This window comes from Rhodoferax bucti (assembly GCF_005876985.1).
GTDB lineage: Bacteria > Pseudomonadota > Gammaproteobacteria > Burkholderiales > Burkholderiaceae_C > Allorhodoferax > Allorhodoferax bucti.
This window is the reverse complement of record NZ_VAHD01000004.1, coordinates 1-15958: the sequence shown is the minus strand read 5'-3', so window position 1 is coordinate 15958 and position 15958 is coordinate 1. Positions and strand designations below refer to the sequence as shown.

Here is a 15958-nt window from a genome sequence, read left to right as displayed (position 1 = left end):
CCTCTATGCAACACGTCTACCGCCCCCTTCTTTTGTGTTCTGCGCTGGCCTTGGCCGGCTGCGCTGGCATCACCTCCCACGGCCCGCAGCCGGACGTGGAAACCCGCATCACCATCCTCCACACCAACGACCACCATGGTCGCTTTTGGAAGAACCGGGATGGCGAATACGGCATGGCCGCCCGCAAAACAGTGGTGGACCAGATCCGCCAAGAAGTAGCCGCAGCTGGTGGCTACAGCCTGCTGCTCGATGGCGGCGATGTGAACACCGGCGTGCCGGAGTCCGACCTGCAAGACGCCGTGCCGGATTTCCGCGGTATGAACCTGCTGGGCTACGATGCCATGGCCGTGGGCAACCACGAGTTCGACAAGCCCCCCGTGGTGCTGCAAATGCAGCGCGCGCTGGCCACATTCCCCATGCTGTCGGCCAACATCTACCGCGATGGCAAGCGCATGTTCGAGCCCTACAAGCTGTTCAATCTGGGCGGTGTACGGGTGGCTGTCATGGGTCTGACCACCGAAGACACCCAGCGCATGGTGCACCCGGACAACATCCGCAACACCGAATTCCGCAACGCACAGACCGAGGCCGCCAAGGTGCTGCCGGAGCTGCGTAGCAAAGCGGATGTGGTGATTGCAGCCACCCACATGGGCCACTATGAAAACGGCCAGCACGGCACGCAAGCCCCCGGCGATGTGGAGCTGGCGCGGGCGGTGAAAGGCATTGACCTCGTGGTGGGCGGTCACACCCAGAATCCGGCCTGCATGAAGGCAGAAAACGTGCTGGACCGCTCCTACGTGCCGGGCAGCGCTTGCCAGCCCGACCGGCAAAACGGCACCTGGATCGTGCAGGCCCACGAGTGGGGCAAGTACGTGGGCCGGGCAGACTTCACCTACAAGAACGGTGAATTCAAGCTGGTGAAGTACGCACTCATCCCCATCAACCTCAAAAAGCCGGTGAAGACCGCCGAAGGCAAAACCAGCCTCGTGCCCTACACGCAAGAAATTGCAGAGTCTCCTGAGATGCTGCAACTGCTCAAACCCTTCCAGGAGTTCGGCCAGCAAAAGCTGATGGTGGAAGTGGGCAGCAGCGATGGGCGCCTGGAAGGCGACCGCACCGTGGTGCGCAGCCAACCCGCCGCGCTGGGAGTGATGATCGGCCGCTCCATGATGGAGAAAACCCAGGCGGACCTGGCCATCGTCAACGGGGGCGGCGTGCGCGACTCCCTGCCGGCCGGCAAGATCACCTACAAAGATGTGCTCACCGTGCACCCCTTCGGCAACACCATTGCGGTGGTGGAGCTCACCGGCAAAGAGCTGATGGACTACCTGGCCGTGGTCGCCAAGCTGTCCACCGGCTCCGGGGGCTTTGCGCAGTTTGCAGGCATTGGCTTGGTGATCGAGCAAGGCGTAGTCACGCAAACTACCGTGCGCGGCAAGCCGGTGGAGCCCGGTGCGCGCTACCGCTTGGCCGTGAACAACTTTGTGGCGTCGGGTGGCGATGGCTACCCCAAAATCACCCAACACCCGAGCTATGTGGACACCGGCTTTGTGGACGCCGATGTGCTGCGCGCCTACATCGCTGCGCACAGCCCGCTCAAAGCTGCCGACTACGCGCCGGGCCAGCAGGTGGTCCGCCGTTGATGCCCAAGCTCTCACGCTACCGCCGCCCCCAGTTCAACCTGCGTTCCGTACAAGCTGCGCTGGGTGAAGCGCGGGCGGGCCAGCACATGATCATCGATGGCTATGCGCCGTCGCAAATGATCGAAGACCTGCGCAAATACCAGGCCGAGCTGGAAATCCAGAACAAGGCGCTGCGCTACTCACAACAAGAGGCCGAAGGCGCCTCCGAGCGCTTTGCCACCCTGTTCTCCAACGTGCCGCTGGCCTTGATGGTGGTGGATGAAGTGGGCCTGGTGTTGGCCAGCAACGCCATGGCGCTGCGCCTCTTTCAGCCACTGGAAACCGATGCGCCCCTGAACTTTTTGTTGCCCTTTGTGGGGCCGGACCACACCGACGAAGTGGCAGTCGCCTTCTCCAGCGCGCGGCAAGAGGGCACCAGCGAGGTGAGTGAGGTGCAATTCCTCGCGGGCTCCAAAGGCTCGTTCACCGGCGACCTGCACATTGCACGCATTGAAAACCCCAGCGACGATTTAGCCCACTTCATCTGCGCCGTGATCGACCAGGGCCCCTTGCTGGCTCAGCGCCATGCCTTGCTAGAGAGCGCCGCCGTACTGCGCCAGCGCAATGAAGACCTGCTGCTGAGCGAAAACCGAATGGCTGCCATCATCAACTCCTCGCTGGATGCCATTTTGTGCATCGATGAGAAGCAGTGCATCACCGTGTTCAACCCGGCGGCGACCACCCTGTTCGGCTGCCCGGCCGAGGAGGCCTTTGGGGCGCGGCTGGGCCAGTTTTTGCCGGATGTAGAAAAAGCGCTGAGCGCCGGTGCCGTGCCTGCGCAGGCCATGCTGGGCGAATTCACTGCCACCACGCTGAGCGGCAAACAAATTTATGTGGAAATCAGCGTGTCGCTGGAGCGCCGTTTGCGCACCCGCACGCCCTTCCGCCCCGAGGACCCGGCCGCTGCCATTTTGCGGGGCCAACCGGGCGGGCAAGGCTCCATCACCACCATTTTTGCGCGCGACCTCACCGCCAAAAAACTGGCAGAGGCCCAACGCATTGCGCTGGAAACCCAGCTGCGCGAGTCACAAAAAATGCAGGCTATGGGCACCATGGCCGGCGGCATTGCCCATGATTTCAACAACATCCTGAGCGCGATTCTGGGCAATGTGGACTTGGCCAAACAAGACACGCCCACCGACTCCGCCGCCTTGGTCAGCTTGCAGGAGATCGACAAGGCCGGGCGCCGCGCCCGCGATCTGGTGCGCCAGATTTTGACCTTCAGCCGCAACGAGCCGCCCAAGCGCCTGCCCATTCAACTGGCCGAGGTCGTGCAGGAAACCCAGCGCCTGGTGCGTGTGGCCCTGCCGCCCGGTGTGGATTTGCGCCTGGTGGTGCCGGACGATTGCCCCTCGGTGCTGGCAGACGCCACCCAGGTGGAGCAGGCCCTGCTCAACCTGTGCACCAACGCCATTCTGGCGCTGGGGCACCAGAAGGGCTCGGTCACCATCGAGCTCAGCACCACCGTGCTGGCACTGCCGTTTAACGACCGCATTGGCGTGCCGCCGGGCCGCTATGTGACCTTGCGGGTGCGCGACACCGGCAGCGGCATGAGCCAGGAGACGATTGAGCGCATCTTTGAGCCGTTTTTCACGACCCGCCAGGTCGGCCAAGGCACGGGCCTGGGCCTGGCCGTGGTGCACGGCATCATGCAAACCCACCAGGGCGGCATTGATGTGCAAAGCGCACCGGGCCAGGGCAGCGTGTTCACCCTGTATTTCCCGGCCACCAGCGCCGAGCCGGTAGCGGCCGTGGAGGCCGAGCCGGTGCCGGTGGTCGAAGGCCACGGCAAACATGTGATGTATGTGGACGATGACCAGGCCTTGGTGTTTCTGGTGAACCGGGTGCTCACCCGCAAGGGCTTCAAGGTCACGGTGTTTACCGACCCGCTTGAGGCCAAAGAGGCCCTGCAAGAACAGCCCGGCGTGTACGACCTGCTGGTGACCGACTACAACATGCCCGGCTACAGCGGTGTGGACCTGCTGCGCGACGCCAAGACCATACGCCCGGACCTGCCGGTGGCGCTGGCCTCCGGCTACGTCACGCCTGAAATCGAGCAGCGCGCCCTGCAAGAAGGCGCCAGCGCCCTGATTTACAAACCCAATGATGTGAACGAGCTGTGCGAAACCGTGCAGCGCCTGATCCGCAACCACGATGCACAGCCCTGACGACCACTACAACCCGCCTGCCCAGACCGAGCTGCCTGTGGTGTACGTGGACGATGCCATGCTGGTACTCAACAAACCCGCCGGCCTGCTGACTGTGCCCGGCCGGGGCGAAGCCAAGCAGGACTGCCTGAGCAAGCGCGCGCAAGACGCCTACCCCGAAGCCCTGATCGTGCACCGGCTGGACCGAGACACCTCCGGGCTGGTGGTCATGGCGCGTGGCATTGTGGCGCAGCGGGCCATCAACCTGTCTTTTGAGAAGCGGCTGGTGGACAAGCGCTACGAGGCCGTGGTCATCGGCCTGCTGCCGATTAGCGACAGCTGGCAGGAGATTGACCTGCCCCTGCTCGTGGACTGGCCCAACCGCCCCAAGCGCACCGTCAATTACGCAGAAGGCCAGCAAGCCCTCACCCGCTGGCGCTGCATCGGGGTGGATACCGCGCGGGGCTGCTCCCGCGTGGAGCTGGAGCCGGTCACCGGCCGCACCCACCAGCTGCGGGTGCATATGCAGGCACTGGGCCACCCCATGCTGGGCGACACCCTGTATGCCACACCCGAGGCGCTGGCGCTGTCGGACCGGCTGCAACTGCACGCCCGCACCCTGTCCATTCCCCACCCGGTGAGTGGGCAGGTGGTGGAATTCAGCGCACCGGTGCCGTTTTAAGCCCCGGCCACCGGCACAGCCGGGGGGCAGCGCCTAAAATGAAGCGGTGACCCAACTACTCAACGCTGACCTCCATTGCCACTCCGTGGTGTCCGATGGCACGCTCACCCCCGAAGCCCTGGCGGAGCGCGCCAAGGCCAACGGCGTGCAACTCTGGGCCCTGACGGACCATGACGAAATCGGCGGCCTGCAGCGCGCACGCGACGCCGCCCATGCCCAAGGCATGCGCTACCTCACCGGGGTCGAGATTTCCGTGACGTTTTTGCACCAGACCGTGCACATCGTCGGGCTGGGCTTTGATGCGAGCAACAACGAGCTGCGCCAAGGCCTGCAACGCACCCGGGGCGGGCGCAGAGAGCGGGCCATGGAAATGTCCGATGGGCTGGCCAAAGCCGGCATCCAAGACGCGTACGACGGCGCCCTGAAGTACGTGGGCAACCCCGAACTCATCTCACGCACCCACTTTGCCCGCTTTCTGGTAGAGACCGGGGTGTGCAAAGACACCAACGAAGTCTTCCGCAAATACCTCACCGAAGGCAAACCCGGCTATGTGCCGCACCGCTGGGCCCTGCTCAAAGACGCGGTGCAGTGGATCACCCAAGCCGGCGGCATGGCGGTGATTGCCCACCCGGCGCGCTACAAGTTCAGCCCGAATGAAGAATTTGCGCTGTTCACCGAATTCAAGGGCCACGGCGGCCAGGGGGTAGAAGTGGTGACCGGCAGCCACTCGGTGCCCGAATACCAAATTTACGCCAGCACCGCCAAAGAGTTTGGCCTGGCCGCCTCGCGCGGCAGCGACTTTCACAGCCCCGACGAGAGCCACACCGAGCTGGGCACTCTGCCCCCTTTGCCCGTTGGCCTCACCCCCGTGTGGGAGTTGCTGAGCTCCCGTATCCAATAAACCCGCATCACCGGCGCTCCTGCGCCCCACCGCCATGGCGCAGTATTTCGACGTTCACCCCGACAACCCCCAGCCCCGGCTGCTCAAGCAGGCGATTGCCCTGCTGGAGAAAGGCGGTATTCTGGCCGTGCCCACCGACTCCAGCTACGCCCTGGTCTGCCACCTCGACGACAAGGCTGCAGCCGACAAACTGCGCACCATCCGCGGGGTGGACGACAAGCACCACCTCACCCTGCTGTGCCGCGACCTGAGCGAGCTCGCCAACTACGCGCGGGTGGACAACAAGCAATACCGCCTGCTCAAGGCCGCCACACCGGGCGCCTACACCTTCATTCTGGAAGCCAGCAAAGAAGTGCCGCGCCGCGTGAGCCACCCTTCGCGCAAAACCATCGGCCTGCGGGTGCCCGAGCACCATGTGCTCCAGGAGCTGCTAGCGCTCTACGGATCTGCGCTGCTAGCTACTACTTTGATAGCAAAAGGCGAAACCGAGCCGCTCAATGACGCCCATGACATCCGCGATCGCTACGAGCACCAGATTGCCGCCGTGATCGACGCTGGCGCCTGCGCTCTGGAGCCCACCACGGTGGTGGACCTCACCGGTGATGAGCCCGAGCTGATCCGCCAGGGCGGCGGAGACCCTGCCCGCCTCGGGCTCTGAGGCGCAACAGGTATCCTGTTTTTATTCCAACCGAGAAGACCCCCCCTGTGGACTTTGCACACCTGATTCAAACCGTTGCCATTTATGCCCTGCCGGTGCTGTTCGCCATCACGGTGCACGAGGCCGCGCACGGCTATGCGGCGCTGTACTTTGGCGACAAGACCGCGTGGTCGCTGGGCCGCATCACCCTCAACCCCGCCAAACACATCGACCCGGTGGGCACGCTGCTCATGCCGCTGCTCTTGTACTTTGCGACCTCGGGGGCTTTTTTGTTCGGCTATGCCAAGCCGGTGCCAGTGCGCTTTGGCAACCTGCGCAACCCCAAGCGCGACATGATCTGGGTGGCCCTGGCCGGCCCGGGCGCCAACCTGCTGATGGCGCTTGCCTGGGGCATTGCCATGTACCTGCTCGCAGGCGCGGGGGTCACCGAACCCTTCTTCCTCAAAATGTGTGAGGGCGGCGTGCTGGTGAATGTGGTGATGTTTGCCTTCAACCTCTTCCCCATGCCCCCGCTGGACGGCGGCCGCATTCTGGTGGGGCTGCTGCCGCTCAAACAAGCGCTGGCCTTCTCGCGCATTGAGCCCTGGGGCTTCTTCATCGTGATGGCGCTGGTGATTGCCGGCATACTGAGCACGCTGTGGATGCAACCCGTGATGGGGCTGACCTTCGGCCTGCTGGACCTGCTGCTGACCCCGTTTTCCCTGCTGGCGCGCTAAGCTGCGCACGCCCTGTGATCTGACCCCTGATTTGACTGACTGATTTGCACCCATGAGCACTGTTCGCTTTCTCACCGGCATCACCACCTCCGGCACGCCCCACCTGGGCAACTATGTGGGCTCCATCCGCCCCGCCGTACGCGCCAGCAAAACACCGGGCGTGGAGAGTTTTTACTTTCTGGCCGACTACCACGCGCTCATCAAAATCGACGAACCCGAGCGCATCCAGCGCTCCACCCTGGAAATTGCGGCCAGTTGGCTGGCTGCGGGTCTGGACCCGTCGCATGTGACCTTTTACCGCCAGAGCGATGTGCCCGAAATTCCCGAGCTCACCTGGTTTTTGACCTGCGTGACCGGCAAGGGCGTGCTCAACCGCGCCCACGCCTACAAGGCATCGGTGGACAAGAACACCGCTGCCGGCGTGGACCCGGACGCGGATGTGACCGCCGGCCTCTTCATGTACCCGGTGCTCATGGGCGCGGACATTTTGATGTTCAACGCCCACAAGGTGCCTGTGGGCCGCGACCAGATTCAGCACATTGAGATGGCGCGCGACATGGCCGCCAGCTTCAACCACCGCTACGGTGAGCACTTTGTGCCACCTCAGGCCGAGATTGAAGAATCCGTCGCCACCTTGCCCGGCCTGGACGGCCGCAAGATGAGCAAGAGCTACGACAACACGATTCCGCTTTTCAGCAGCCGCGAGCAGCTCAAAAAGCTGATTGCCGGCATCAAAACCGACTCCCGCGCGCCCGGCGAGCCCAAAGACACCGAGGGCTCGGCCCTGTTCCAGATTTACCAGGCCTTCGCGTCGGAAGAAGAAACCGCCAAGCTGCGCCAGGCCTACGCCGAGGGCATTGCCTGGGGCGATGCCAAAACCATCCTCTTGGAGCGCATTGACCAAGAGATTGCGCCCATGCGCGCCGCCTACGAAAACTACATGGCCCACCCGGAGAAGGTCGAGGCGCTGCTGCTGGCCGGCGCCACCAAGGCCCGCGCCATTGCCACCCCCTTCATGGCCCAGCTGCGCAGCGCCGTGGGCTTGCGCCGCCTGAGCGCGGCTGCACAAAACACAGCCGCGAAGGTGGAAAAAGTGGCGCTGGCGTCCTTCAAGCAATACCGCGAGAAAGACGGCCAGTTCTACTTCAAGCTCGCCGCTGCGGACGGCACCGTGCTGCTGCAAAGCAAGGCCTTTGCGTCTGGCAAAGACGCCGGCCAAGCCATTGCGCAACTGCAGCGCGAAGGTGCTGCCGCCCTGAACACCTTGGCTGGCGCCCTGGAGCCGCTGGATGCAGCCGGCACAAGCACTGCCAGCGCAGCCATCGACGCACTGGCAGCCGCTGCCGCAGAAGCGGCCAAGGAAAAAGCAGCCAAGGCGCAGGCTTGATACGCTATTGATTTAGTAGCTACTCGCGCAAGCAGCGCGGGCGCTAGAGGCCATTTTTATTCATACCCAGGACGGAGCCAGACCATGAGTGACTTTCCCAAAGACATTTACACCGAACCCTTTTCCGTGGATGTGAACACCCTGGCCAACCTCGGCCCGCTGCGCGCCATGGCCGGTGTGTGGGAAGGCATGCGCGGCCTGGATGTGAAGCCCAAGGCCGAAGGCCCCAAAAAGCAGGCGTTTCATGAGCGCATTGAGCTGCAGCCCATTGACCCGCAAACCAACGGGCCCCAGTTGCTCTACGGCCTGCGCTACCACACCCATGTCACCAAGCCGGACCAGGTCAAGACCTACCACGACCAGGTGGGCTACTGGCTGTGGGAGCCGGCCACCGGCACCATCATCCACACGCTGACCATCCCGCGCGGGCAGGTGGCCATGGCAGCCGGCCAGGCCAGCGCCGATGCCACCGAGTTTGAATTGGTCGCCACCCACGGGCTGGACACCTATGGCATTTGCTCGGCACCGTTTTTGCAGCACGCCTTCAAGACCACGGAGTTCCGCATCAAAGTGACGATCCACGCCGATGGCACCTGGAGCTATGACGAAGACACGGTGCTGCAGATTCTGGGCCGCGACGAGCCTTTTCACCACACCGACCGCAACACCTTGCACAAGGTGGCCGAGCCTACGCCCAACCCGCTGGCGCGCTAAGCCGGCGTCAACGCCAACGCCCTGATTCGCCTCAGGGTGCCAGCACCCGCACTTGCAGCAGGCGCCGTGCCTCGGCGCTGCCCTCGCTGCTGAAGCTGCCTTGGCGGGCCGGCGCATTGCCGGTGGCGGCAATCGTGACCCACTGGCCCAAAGGCGTGGTTACCGTGGTGCTGAGCTGGTTGCGGGTCTGGCGCGGCATGTCGGCGTTGTGCTGCACGGCCATATCGGCCTGCTGCACATCGACCTCCACCGTCGCATCCTTGTTGCCACCCGGCCAGCGCGGCGTGACGGTAATGCTCTGACCCACGTCAAACCACTGCACCGACTGACTCACACCGCCGCCGCTGCTAGTCACCGAAGTCCCGCCGGAACTGATACTGTTGCTCTGGCTGCTGGCGGACTGCACCCACTGCATGGGCACCGACTGGTTCATGCGCAGGCTGCCTTTTTCACCATTGCGCACCTGGATTTTTTGCGGCGCCATCAAAGGCACATCGGGTTTGGTGCCAAAACGGGTGGCGCCGTCTTCGCGCCCATCCTCCACCTGACGCAGCTCTACCGTGAGGTCGCGCTTAGGCAGTTGGGCGTAAGACAGGGTGGCGCTCAGGGCGCCGGCCAAGCAGAAAATCAGGAATCGCGAGGACATGCGCGCATTGTTCCACGCACCCGCGTGAGAAGCCAGCCCGCCGGGCTCCTGTGAAGCCGCCAACAGGCGGGCAAACACGGGCTATTCAATCTTCAGGTTTTGGGTGCGCACCACGTCGCGCCAGGCGCGGTAGTCCGCCTCGATAAAGCGGGTCTGTGCGGCCGGTGTGCCGGGGGTGGCGTCTACGGCATCCAGCTTGAAGCGGGCTTGCACCTCGGGCAGAGTCACCACCTTGTTCAGGGCGGTGTTGAGTTTGTCGATCACTGCTGCCGGTGTGCCTGCGGGGGCGGCCAGGGCAAAGTAGTTTTGCACGTCAAACCCCTTGAAGCCGGCCTCTGCCATGCTGGGCACCTCGGGCATGGCGCTGGAGCGCTTGGCACTGGTCACGGCCAGCGGCTGGATACGCCCCTCTTTGATCAGCGGCAGCAAGGCCGGGATGGTGCCGGTCACCAGTTGCACCTGGCCGGACATCATGTCCATGGCTGCTGGCGCCACGCCGCGGTACGGAATATGGGTAATAAAGGTACCGGTTCGGGACTTGAGCAGCTCCAGCACCAGGTGATTGACGCCACCCGCACCGGCCGAGCCGTAGTTCAGCACGCCGGGCTTTTGCTTGGCATAGGCCACCAGCTCCTGCATGGTGCGAATACCGGTCTGGTGGTTGGTGGCCCACACCAGGGGGCCACTGGCAATCATGCCCACCGGGGTAAAACTCTTGATCGGGTCGTAACCCGCCGTCGGCAGGGATGCGGCCACCGTCGTGAAGGGGGACGCCACCAGCAGCAAGGTGTAGCCATCGGCCGGCTGCTGCGCCACATACTGGGTGCCGATGGCCCCCGAGGCACCGGTGCGGTTTTCCACCACAAAGCTGCCGCCCATGACCTCGCCGAGCTTTTGCGCCATCAGGCGGCCCATGGCATCGGTGCCCGCGCCGGGCGCAAAAGGCACGACGATTTTGACGGGCTTCTCGGGAAAACTGACTTGGGCCGCGGCACCGCCCATCATCCACGCTGTCGTCAGCGCCATCACCACACGCCGACGTTGAAAACCTTGAACCACGCTATGCACTCCAAAACTAGTCTGGGCCCGAGTGTGACACCGGTCTATTGCGCGAGGATGACAGCGCCCGCCCTCGGGTTACGATGCGCAGCATTTCATCCACCCGAGAACCCCACCATGGCCCGCTTGCCTGTTCGTCTCCGTACCCTGCTCACTGCGGCAACCACAACCGCACTCCTGGCCGCCGCCCCCGCCCATGCCGGCGTGTATGGAGATGAGCTCACCAAGTGCCTGGTGCGCTCCACCGCCCAGGAAGACCGCACGCAACTCGCGCAATGGATGTTCGCCGTGATGTCTTTGCACCCGGAGGTCAGCCGCAACGCCAACTTCACGGACGCCCAGCGCCTCGAAATCAACAAAAACGCGGCAGCCCTGTTTGAACGCCTGCTGACGCGCGCCTGCGTCGCCGAAGCCCGCGAAGCCATCAATTACGAAGGCGCTGCTGCCTTCCAAAGCAGCTTCCAGACCCTGGGCCAAGTGGCGGCCCGCGAGCTGCTCTCCAACCCACGGGTGAACGCTGGCGTAGCCGAGCTCAGCCGCTACTTGGACAACAAAAAGCTCGAAGCCACATTGGGTACCACCAAGTAAACAGCAATAGGCATGAAAAAAGCCTGCATTCCGGTGGGAATGCAGGCTTCATCATTTGGCGGAGAGGGAGGGATTCGAACCCTCGGTAGGGTCGCCCCTACGCTTGATTTCGAGTCAAGTACATTCGACCACTCTGCCACCTCTCCTGACTTCGCATCGGTCGAAACGAAGCAGCGATTCTAGCAGGCCCGGCGGCCTGCTCTGCCAACTCAGGCCTTGAGCACGTCCACACCGCCCATGTAGGGGCGCAGTACTTCGGGCACGGTGATGCTGCCGTCGGCGTTCTGGTGGTTTTCGAGCACGGCCACCAGCGCGCGGCCCACGGCCAGACCGGAGCCGTTCAGGGTGTGCACCAGTTCGTTCTTGCCCTGCGCGTTCTTGAAGCGGGCCTGGAGGCGGCGTGCCTGGAAGGCCTCGCAGTTGGAGACCGAGCTGATTTCGCGGTAGGTATTTTGGGCGGGCAGCCAGACCTCGAGGTCATAGGTCTTGGCGGCGCCAAAGCCCATGTCGCCGGTGCACAAGCTCATCACGCGGTAGGGCAAGCCCAGCTTTTGCAGGATGGCTTCGGCGTGGCGGGTCATCTCTTCGAGGGCTTCGTAGCTCTTCTCCGGGTGCACGATTTGCACCATTTCCACTTTGTCGAACTGGTGCTGGCGGATCAGGCCGCGGATATCGCGACCGCCGCTGCCAGCTTCAGAACGGAAACACGGAGTGTGTGCGGTGAGCTTGATGGGCAGGTCGCTCTCGGCAGACACCACATCGCGCACAAAGTTGGTCAAAGGCACTTCGCTGGTGGGGATCAGGTAGAGCGCGGTGTTGTCATCGCCGCCGTCCTGGCCGCCCTTTTTGGCAGCGAACAGGTCTTCTTCAAACTTGGGCAGCTGGCCGGTGCCGCGCAGGCTGTCGCCATTGACGATGTAGGGCGTGTAGCACTCGGTGTAGCCATGTTCTCCAGTTTGGGTGTCCAGCATGAACTGCGCGAGTGCACGGTGCAGGCGGGCAATCTGACCCTTCATCACGGTAAAGCGCGAGCCGGTGAGCTTGACGCCCATCTCAAAGTCCAAGCCCAGCGGCTGGCCCAAATCCACATGGTCTTTGACTTCAAAGTCGAAGGTCTTTGGCGTGCCCCAAGTGCGGGCCACCACGTTGCCGGATTCGTCTGCTCCCACGGGCGCGCTTTCGTGCGGCAGGTTGGGTACAGCCAGCAGCATTTTTTCCATCTCGGCTTGAATGGCATCCAAGCGGGTGGCAGAGGCTTCCAGCTCGGCTTTCAGGGTGCCGACTTCGGCCATGGCGGCGTCGGCTTCTGCATGTTGGCCCTTGCCTTTGAGCATGCCGATCTGCTTGCTCACGCTGTTGCGCTTGGCCTGCAGTTCTTCGGTGCGCATCTGGATGGTTTTGCGCTCGGCTTCCAGCGCCTTGAACGCGTCCACATTCAGAAAGGCTTGGGGGTTCTTGCGGGTCAGCAGGCGGGCAACCGCCGAGTCAAGGTCTTTGCGCAGCAGGGTAATGTCTAACATGGTGTTTCTATTTTCTTAATCAAATCAGGCTCTAGCCCTCTATTTTATTGCGCAAGTAGCTACGTATTTCATAGCAACTCACCAAAGCTTCATGCGTCCAGCTTCAGGCCCTTGGGCAGCGGGAACTTCACGGTTTCTTCAATGCCGTCCATCTTGCGCACCGACACGGCGCCCAGCGCCTTGATGCGGTCGATCACGGCCTTCACCAGAATCTCGGGGGCGCTGGCGCCAGCTGTCAGGCCGACGCGGGAGCGCCCTTCAAACCACTCCGGCTTGAGCTCATCGGCGTTGTCCACCATGAAGCTATCAGTGCCCAGTTTTTTGGCCACTTCGCGCAGGCGGTTGCTGTTGGAGCTGGTAGGGCTACCCACCACGATGACGATGTCCACCTGCGGGCTCATCACCTTGACCGCGTCCTGGCGGTTCTGGGTGGCGTAGCAAATATCTTGCATCTTGGGCTTCTTGATCAGCGGGAAACGGGCAACCACCGCATCGGTAATCTCTGCCGCATCGTCCACGCTCAGGGTGGTTTGGGTGACCACCGCCAGCTTGTCGGTCTGGCCGGGCTGGATGCGAGCCACATCGGCCACGTCTTCCACCAGATGAATGCCGCTCTCCAGCTGACCCATGGTGCCTTCCACCTCGGGGTGGCCCTTGTGGCCGATCATGATGAACTCATAACCTTCCTTGTGCAGCTTGGCCACTTCCACATGCACTTTGGTCACCAGAGGGCAGGTCGCGTCAAATATCTGGAAACCCCGGCGCTCAGCCTCACGCTGTATGGCCTGGCTCACGCCGTGGGCCGAGAACACCAGCGTGGCGCCCGGCGGTACATCGTCCAGCTCTTCAATGAAGATGGCGCCGCGCTCTTTGAGGTCGTTTACCACATAGGTGTTGTGCACGATCTCGTGACGCACGTAGATAGGGCGGCCGAACTTGGCCAGGGCGCGCTCCACGATTTCAATGGCGCGGTCTACGCCGGCACAAAAGCCACGTGGCTCAGCCAGAAGGATTTCTTGAGGCATGGCAGGCGTTGTCATAGCACCCCGATCAGCTGCACTTCAAACGTGACCGGCTGGCCGGCCAGCGGGTGGTTGAAGTCGAACAACACCGCGCGCTCCGCGCCTTCGCCACGCAGTTGCAGCACCACGCCTGCAAACTGCCCTTGGCCATCGGGCGTGGGGAACTGCACCACATCGCCCACGTTGTAGGTCTCCAGCGGGTCGCCCATCTGGGTTAGTACCTTGCGGGCCAGCCATTGCTGCATATCGGGGTTGCGCTCGCCAAAAGCGGCCCCTGCGGGCAACTCAAACGTGGCGCGGGCGCCCTCTTCCATGTCCATCAAACAGGCTTCAACAGCGGGGGAGAGTTCGCCGGTGCCCAAGCTCAGGGTGGCGGGCTTGCCGTCGAAGGTGTTGATGATGTCCCCGGCGGGGCCGCCCAGGCGGTAATGCAAGGTAAGAAAGGAGCCCGGCTGAACCCGGGGAAGCGTGCTGGTCATAGAAATCCCGTTGAACTGGGCTCTATTGTAGAAAGGCAGGTCTGATAACCCCATATAGCGCTGGCTTGGCACAGCACTTTTGCTACAAATTTCGCAGCTACTCGCGCAGTACCAGTCAGGACTAGAGGCCTATTTTTCTTGTGCTTTGATGGTGATGCCGCGGCGTTGCAGCTCGGCTACCATGCGCTGAGCGTTAGGGTTGCCCTGGCCAGCAAGTGCCTGCGTGGCCTTGACCAAGGCATCACCTTGCGCGCGCAACTTGGCAGCATTTTCCAGCGTGGGGACCATTGCCGTGGATTGGGCGCTAAGTTGGTTGCGCTCAGCTACCAGTTGCACGGTCTGAAAGCTCAGCCAGCCCACTAGCGCTACGCCCATCAACAATAAAGGGATAAAAGGACTGTAGGGCCTATGGGTTGCGTTTGTTAGCGCGTTCATGGTCGTGCTCATTGCTTCTTGGCCGGGGCAGTTTCAGCGGCAGGCGCTGCATTAGTTGTGACTCTCAAGCCCAGATTGCCAAGCATATCAATCACTGCGCGGTCGTTGTCTTTGACTGCCCACTGCGCCAAGGAAGTGGCGATATTGGTGTAGATACCCTCCAGCTGGCCTGTCTGCTGCAAGTAGGCTTGCTTTTGGGCCAGTTCAGCCTGTACAGCTTGGTTAGCGGTAAACATCACGCCATTCGCTACTGCCAGCGCAATGGCCGCACCACCCAAGGTGGCGCTCAGAAAGTATTGGGTTTTGGTCAACATAGTTACGCCTATTGAACCACTGCGCGGCGGCGACGTGCCACTGCGCCCAGCAGCGCCAAACCAGCCAGCAGCATGGCGTAGGTTTCTGGTTCAGGTACTGCGGTCACGCTCAATGTGCCGTCTATGGCCAAGTGTGAAAAGTCCAGTTTAGTGCGATCGTAGCCGGCCACCGTGATTTTGGAATAACCATCTGCCGCAGTGCCGAAGGAGCCACTGAAGGTATTGAACCCAAACAGCGCAAAACTGCTGCCTGCCAAGGGCACATATCCGTTGCCAAACACCAGATTCAGTTTGCCGTTGAAGGTGAGCGTGTTGATGCTGACCAATTGGTCGTAATGGGTACCAGGGGTGCTGCCAAAGATTTCCATGTTCAGTACTGATGCGGTATCAAAGGTGGCGTTACCACCGTTGAAGCTCACCGCTGCCGGACTGTTGCCGGGGTTGAAGGCGGCTTTGAAATCAATGTTGCCGGCGTAGCTGCCTGCGCCGTTGACATCGTTCACAAAGCTCAATGTGCCTGCACTGCCAACTACGCTGCCGTTGTTGGTGAAGTTGCCTTGGATGGTGCTGTTGCCGTTGAAGTTGAGGCTGTTGCCGTTGGTCAGATTAGCGCCGTTGACCGTGCTCAGATTGCCGCCTGCGCCCAGGTTGGTGGCCATGCCCAGTTGGGCCTTGTCTGCGGACAACAGCACTACTTGTTGGCTACCCACGTTCAACGTGCCGCCAAAGGTGTAGCCGCCGTTAGAGTCCAAATTGCCCAATGTCAATGCGCCACCGCTGGCGGTGATGGTGTTGGCAGCGCCACCGGTGATGTTGCCCGCTACCAGACCGCGACCAATCAGGGTACCGGTATTGGACAAATTAACTGCACCGCTACTAACTAGGCGGATTCAACCGGTCGTCGCAACACCTTCAATCAGGAGGTGTTTATGGGGCGACCCGCAGGATGGATGAAGCAATTGACAGGGAGAGACGCGATGCGCTCTCCGGGGGCTCCTTCGCTTCGGC

Annotated in this window: 17 protein-coding genes and 1 tRNA gene; 9 read left to right on the top strand and 9 right to left on the bottom strand. The window is 62.4% G+C overall.

Annotation, left to right across the window (positions count from 1 at the left end; genetic code table 11):
* The first annotated feature begins 5 nt into the window (after positions 1–5).
* The 8 genes from ushA to FDM28_RS14530 all read left to right on the top strand — a co-directional run bounded on the left by ushA (position 6) and on the right by FDM28_RS14530 (position 8887).
* On the top strand, positions 6–1643 hold the full coding sequence (gene ushA / locus FDM28_RS14565; RefSeq protein WP_138516389.1) for a bifunctional UDP-sugar hydrolase/5'-nucleotidase UshA: 1638 nt from the start codon (positions 6–8) through the stop codon (positions 1641–1643).
* Positions 1644–1729: 86 nt separating this feature from the next.
* Positions 1730–3850 (top strand): PAS domain-containing sensor histidine kinase, encoded by a 2121-nt coding sequence (locus FDM28_RS14560; protein ID WP_240792039.1) that lies wholly within the window; start codon positions 1730–1732, stop codon positions 3848–3850.
* Positions 3837–4511 carry an RluA family pseudouridine synthase gene (locus FDM28_RS14555; RefSeq protein ID WP_138516385.1) on the top strand — a complete coding sequence of 225 codons (675 nt, stop codon included), beginning with the start codon at positions 3837–3839 and terminating at the stop codon, positions 4509–4511. Before FDM28_RS14560 ends, FDM28_RS14555 begins: the two co-directional genes overlap by 14 nt.
* A gap of 46 nt (positions 4512–4557) precedes the next feature.
* Positions 4558–5412, top strand: a complete 855-nt coding sequence (locus FDM28_RS14550; RefSeq protein ID WP_138516383.1) for a 3',5'-nucleoside bisphosphate phosphatase — start codon at positions 4558–4560, stop codon at positions 5410–5412.
* A 34-nt stretch (positions 5413–5446) separates the two neighbouring features.
* Complete coding sequence (locus tag FDM28_RS14545; protein ID WP_138516381.1) at positions 5447–6070, top strand: L-threonylcarbamoyladenylate synthase; 624 nt, start codon at positions 5447–5449, stop codon at positions 6068–6070.
* A 47-nt stretch (positions 6071–6117) separates the two neighbouring features.
* Positions 6118–6786, top strand: coding sequence for a site-2 protease family protein (locus FDM28_RS14540; protein ID WP_138516379.1), 669 nt, complete (start codon positions 6118–6120; stop codon positions 6784–6786).
* A gap of 52 nt (positions 6787–6838) precedes the next feature.
* Positions 6839–8173 (top strand): tryptophan--tRNA ligase, encoded by a 1335-nt coding sequence (locus FDM28_RS14535; protein WP_138516377.1) that lies wholly within the window; start codon positions 6839–6841, stop codon positions 8171–8173.
* Positions 8174–8257: 84 nt separating this feature from the next.
* Positions 8258–8887 carry an FABP family protein gene (locus FDM28_RS14530; RefSeq protein ID WP_138516375.1) on the top strand — a complete coding sequence of 210 codons (630 nt, stop codon included), beginning with the start codon at positions 8258–8260 and terminating at the stop codon, positions 8885–8887.
* 31 nt (positions 8888–8918) lie between these two features.
* Here the strand turns inward: FDM28_RS14530 and FDM28_RS14525 are convergent, their stop codons facing one another.
* Together FDM28_RS14525 and FDM28_RS14520 are read right to left on the bottom strand one after the other, a co-directional pair.
* Positions 8919–9533 carry a type II and III secretion system protein gene (locus FDM28_RS14525; RefSeq protein ID WP_138516373.1) on the bottom strand — a complete coding sequence of 205 codons (615 nt, stop codon included), beginning with the start codon at positions 9531–9533 and terminating at the stop codon, positions 8919–8921.
* A gap of 81 nt (positions 9534–9614) precedes the next feature.
* Positions 9615–10559, bottom strand: coding sequence for a tripartite tricarboxylate transporter substrate binding protein (locus FDM28_RS14520; protein WP_138516371.1), 945 nt, complete (start codon positions 10557–10559; stop codon positions 9615–9617).
* 150 nt (positions 10560–10709) lie between these two features.
* On the opposite strand from FDM28_RS14520, the gene FDM28_RS14515 reads away from it, so the two are divergent.
* Complete coding sequence (locus FDM28_RS14515; protein ID WP_138516369.1) at positions 10710–11180, top strand: hypothetical protein; 471 nt, start codon at positions 10710–10712, stop codon at positions 11178–11180.
* 56 nt (positions 11181–11236) lie between these two features.
* Here FDM28_RS14515 and FDM28_RS14510 read toward each other — a convergent pair.
* The 7 genes from FDM28_RS14510 to FDM28_RS14480 form a co-directional block, all read right to left on the bottom strand.
* Positions 11237–11326: transfer RNA gene (locus FDM28_RS14510), tRNA-Ser, on the bottom strand.
* A gap of 63 nt (positions 11327–11389) precedes the next feature.
* Positions 11390–12700 carry a serine--tRNA ligase gene (gene serS / locus FDM28_RS14505; protein WP_138516367.1) on the bottom strand — a complete coding sequence of 437 codons (1311 nt, stop codon included), beginning with the start codon at positions 12698–12700 and terminating at the stop codon, positions 11390–11392.
* 89 nt (positions 12701–12789) lie between these two features.
* A complete protein-coding gene (ispH, locus tag FDM28_RS14500; protein ID WP_138516365.1) occupies positions 12790–13725 on the bottom strand; it encodes a 4-hydroxy-3-methylbut-2-enyl diphosphate reductase in 936 nt (311 codons plus the stop codon).
* An 11-nt stretch (positions 13726–13736) separates the two neighbouring features.
* On the bottom strand, positions 13737–14201 hold the full coding sequence (locus FDM28_RS14495; protein WP_087496686.1) for an FKBP-type peptidyl-prolyl cis-trans isomerase: 465 nt from the start codon (positions 14199–14201) through the stop codon (positions 13737–13739).
* 129 nt (positions 14202–14330) lie between these two features.
* Positions 14331–14636, bottom strand: a complete 306-nt coding sequence (locus tag FDM28_RS14490; RefSeq protein ID WP_170211796.1) for a hypothetical protein — start codon at positions 14634–14636, stop codon at positions 14331–14333.
* Between the two features lie 8 nt (positions 14637–14644).
* Positions 14645–14950, bottom strand: a complete 306-nt coding sequence (locus FDM28_RS14485; protein ID WP_138516361.1) for a hypothetical protein — start codon at positions 14948–14950, stop codon at positions 14645–14647.
* 8 nt (positions 14951–14958) lie between these two features.
* Positions 14959–15810, bottom strand: coding sequence for an FxDxF family PEP-CTERM protein (locus FDM28_RS14480; RefSeq protein ID WP_138516359.1), 852 nt, complete (start codon positions 15808–15810; stop codon positions 14959–14961).
* Positions 15811–15958: the final 148 nt, after the last annotated feature.

Bases quoted from the DNA above. Each gene is read 5' to 3' on its own strand.
- ushA (WP_138516389.1), top strand. From the start codon at position 6: ATGCAACACGTCTACCGCCCCCTTCTTTTGTGTTCTGCGCTGGCCTTG.
- FDM28_RS14560 (WP_240792039.1), top strand. From the start codon at position 1,730: ATGATCATCGATGGCTATGCGCCGTCGCAAATGATCGAAGACCTGCGC.
- FDM28_RS14555 (WP_138516385.1), top strand. From the start codon at position 3,837: ATGCACAGCCCTGACGACCACTACAACCCGCCTGCCCAGACCGAGCTG.
- FDM28_RS14545 (WP_138516381.1), top strand. From the start codon at position 5,447: ATGGCGCAGTATTTCGACGTTCACCCCGACAACCCCCAGCCCCGGCTG.
- FDM28_RS14535 (WP_138516377.1), top strand. From the start codon at position 6,839: ATGAGCACTGTTCGCTTTCTCACCGGCATCACCACCTCCGGCACGCCC.
- FDM28_RS14530 (WP_138516375.1), top strand. From the start codon at position 8,258: ATGAGTGACTTTCCCAAAGACATTTACACCGAACCCTTTTCCGTGGAT.
- FDM28_RS14525 (WP_138516373.1), bottom strand. From the start codon at position 9,533: ATGTCCTCGCGATTCCTGATTTTCTGCTTGGCCGGCGCCCTGAGCGCC.
- FDM28_RS14520 (WP_138516371.1), bottom strand. From the start codon at position 10,559: ATGGCGCTGACGACAGCGTGGATGATGGGCGGTGCCGCGGCCCAAGTC.
- FDM28_RS14515 (WP_138516369.1), top strand. From the start codon at position 10,710: ATGGCCCGCTTGCCTGTTCGTCTCCGTACCCTGCTCACTGCGGCAACC.
- serS (WP_138516367.1), bottom strand. From the start codon at position 12,700: ATGTTAGACATTACCCTGCTGCGCAAAGACCTTGACTCGGCGGTTGCC.
- ispH (WP_138516365.1), bottom strand. From the start codon at position 13,725: ATGCCTCAAGAAATCCTTCTGGCTGAGCCACGTGGCTTTTGTGCCGGC.
- FDM28_RS14495 (WP_087496686.1), bottom strand. From the start codon at position 14,201: ATGACCAGCACGCTTCCCCGGGTTCAGCCGGGCTCCTTTCTTACCTTG.
- FDM28_RS14490 (WP_170211796.1), bottom strand. From the start codon at position 14,636: ATGAACGCGCTAACAAACGCAACCCATAGGCCCTACAGTCCTTTTATC.
- FDM28_RS14485 (WP_138516361.1), bottom strand. From the start codon at position 14,950: ATGTTGACCAAAACCCAATACTTTCTGAGCGCCACCTTGGGTGGTGCG.